This window comes from Pleionea sp. CnH1-48 (assembly GCF_024124665.1).
Classification (GTDB): domain Bacteria; phylum Pseudomonadota; class Gammaproteobacteria; order Enterobacterales; family Kangiellaceae; genus JAMXSB01.
This window is the reverse complement of record NZ_JAMXSB010000037.1, coordinates 1-2,955: the sequence shown is the minus strand read 5'-3', so window position 1 is coordinate 2,955 and position 2,955 is coordinate 1. Positions and strand designations below refer to the sequence as shown.

General features: G+C 51.4%; 1 protein-coding gene. It reads right to left on the bottom strand.

All coding sequences use genetic code 11. The features are described 5' to 3' along the window. On the bottom strand, positions 1-2,955 hold a 2,955-nt coding region (locus NH399_RS25240), incomplete at both ends, for a calcium-binding protein (protein ID WP_305885117.1).

The window sequence follows — 2,955 nt, the reverse complement described above, 5'->3', positions numbered from 1 at the left end:
AGCTGAACCGATAGGTATCTTGGCCATAACCGCCACTCAGAGTATCGTCACCTGTGCCACCCACAAGGACATCATCACCACTGTCACCATACACCGTATCATCACCGGAGCCGCCCACGACCGTATCATCGCCGTCGTAGCCGCGCACCGTATCATTACCCGCACCGCCATCAATGATGTCTGCCGCATCGTTAAAGCCTGAAATACTGTCATTGCTATCACTGCCTGTTAGCACGACTTGAGTCATCGCCGCCTGGTCCCATTCGGTCCCATCGGCTTCAAAAATAATCTTATCAATGGCGTAAGACGTATGGGCCGTTCGTCCCGTGTAGAAATGATTATTTACAAGGATTTCATCGCCCGTCGGCACATGAGTGATGACAAGATGATGTCCCGAGCGACTCAAACGAATATCACTGGCCTGAATGGAGCTATCAAACACCACGGTGTCGATCTCGTTGGCACTGGTGGATTGCGTGATTTTGTCGTTGCCGAATCCAAGGCTGAAACGGTAAGTGTCATTGCCACTGCCGCCGTTGAGTGTGTCGTTCCAATTGCCACTCACTAAGGTGTCATCATCATTAGTGCCGCTTAGACTGCTGCCTAATACATCCGCAGTGTAGGTCGAACCTGAAACGGCATGAACCACCACCGTGCCATCCGTATCCACCACCGCGAGACGGTTAGCGATGTCGGTGTAATTCCATTGGCTGGCATCAGCAAACTGGATGGCATTCAAACGATAGTTGCCACCAGAGAAATGGCTTTTTACGACAATAGAGTCGCCTAGCTGGCCTGTCAGGATCACCAGATCGTTGCTACTGCGGAATACTCGAACATTAGCGGATTGAATACTGCCATCGAACACCAGGGTGTCCGAACCACCGCCTACGTGAATCGTGTCACGACCATCACCCGCACGATAATGGTATTCATCATTACCTGCGCCGCCCTCGAGTGTGTCTTTGCCAGTGCCACCTATCAGGGTGTCGTTGCCATCTTCACCTTTAAGGGTATCATGGCCTGAATCACCTTGAAGGGTATCGTCACCTCGACGACCTTCAATACGATCATCGCCTGCTCCACCAGCCTGCGTTTGAGCATTGTCGGTTCCAACAAGCCGATCATCACCGTCGGTCTGGCCATTGGCGATCTGGTTTTCTATCTCTGCAACATTCCATTCGGTGCCATCCGCAAAGCGGATGCCATCTATGTTGTAAGAGGCACTGGAGAAATGATATTTAACAGTGATGCTGTCGTCGCTACGAATATCGCGCACAACCAGATCATTGCCATTACGTTGCACACGAATCACATCAGTGGTGAGTGTGTTGTCAAACTCGATCCAGTTAGTCCCCTGTTGAGTCGATTGGATGGTGTCTTGCCCGAAGCCTCGTGAGAAAACAAAACGATCGCTGCCTGTACCAGCATACAAAGTATCATCGCCCTCACCGCCAATAAGAACATTCGTGCCATAGTTAGCGTGAAGTTTATCGTCGCCCGCACCGCCTTCGAGCTGGTCATCACCATAACCCGCCGTCAGATTATCGTTACCTGCTCCACCTTGAACCTGATCGTTGCCGTACCCTCCTTGTAATTCATCATGGCCGGCTCCACCTTGTAGAACATCATCACCATAGTCGCCCAGCAGCGTATCATCGCCTGCACCGCCAAGAAGTTGATCGTTATCATGGCCGCCGTAGAGTCTGTCATCCCCTTCATCACCGGACAATTGATCATCACCGTATTGACCATACAATTTGTCGTCGCCCTTGCCACCGGATAACTGTTCGTTACTGTTCATACCACCAAAGGTATCAGCGCCATCGGTGCCATTCATGGCGTAGCTCAGCTCAAGCTCGGTGGCTGTCCATTGAGTGCCATCGGCAAAACGGACAAAAGCAGGTTGGTAGGCCGTCCCAGAGAAATAGCTGTTGATGGTTACTTGGTCATTGGTTCCAGCAAAGGAGATAATCAGATTGTATGAAGAACGATATAAAACAATGTTGTCTTTGGTGTGCTGACTGCCAGTAAACTCGATGCCATCGTGGCTTTCGGCACGAGTAATTACATCTTGGCCGAAGTTGTCACCAAATACGTAAGTATCCGCGCCCGATTGGCCGTCGAGCGTATCATCGCCAGTGCCGCCATCAAGACGGTCTTCGCCTGTGCCACCGTAGAGTTTATCTTGACCCGAACCACCTAATAAGGTGTCGCTGCCAGCATCACCATAGAGGGTGTCAGCACCCTGTTCGCCTTCCAGTCGGTCGTCATTATTACCGCCGTACAGACGGTCATCACCCTGGCCACCTTTTAGTGTTTCGGCCACATCGGCACCACCAAAGGTATCGTCACCATCGGTGCCTGTTTGGGCATAATTAGCTTCTAATTGCGCGGCTGTCCATTCGGTGCCGTCAGCAAAGCGAATCGCGGCAGGTTGGTAGTTAGTGCCAGAAAAATAGTTGTTGAGCGTTAACTGATCTTGCGAACCATCGAATGAGATCACCAGATTATAAGAAGAGCGCGTTAAACGAATAGACTCTTTGGTATGCAGTGCACTGGAGAAAACAATGCTATCCAGGGTGTCGGCAGACGCAATCACATCGCGTCCAAAGTTCGCACCAAAATAATAGGTATCCGCGCCCTGCTGGCCTGCCAAAGTATCATCGCCCGAACCGCCGTAAAGGTGATCGTCACCGTAACCGCCGTAAACGGTGTCATCCCCGGCATCACCATGAAGCGTGTCGTCGCCCTGGTGGCCATAAACAAGATCGGCTCCGCCTTTAGCTTGCAGGGTGTCGGCCTGGTTACTGCCCTGAATGTCATCCTGGAAATCACTGCTGGTCAGACTCAAACGGCGATCTAATTCAGCACTGTTCCACTCTGTTCCATCAGCAAAACGAACGCCGCTCAACTGATAGCTACTGGATGAAAAGTGCGAATGAACCCGGATAT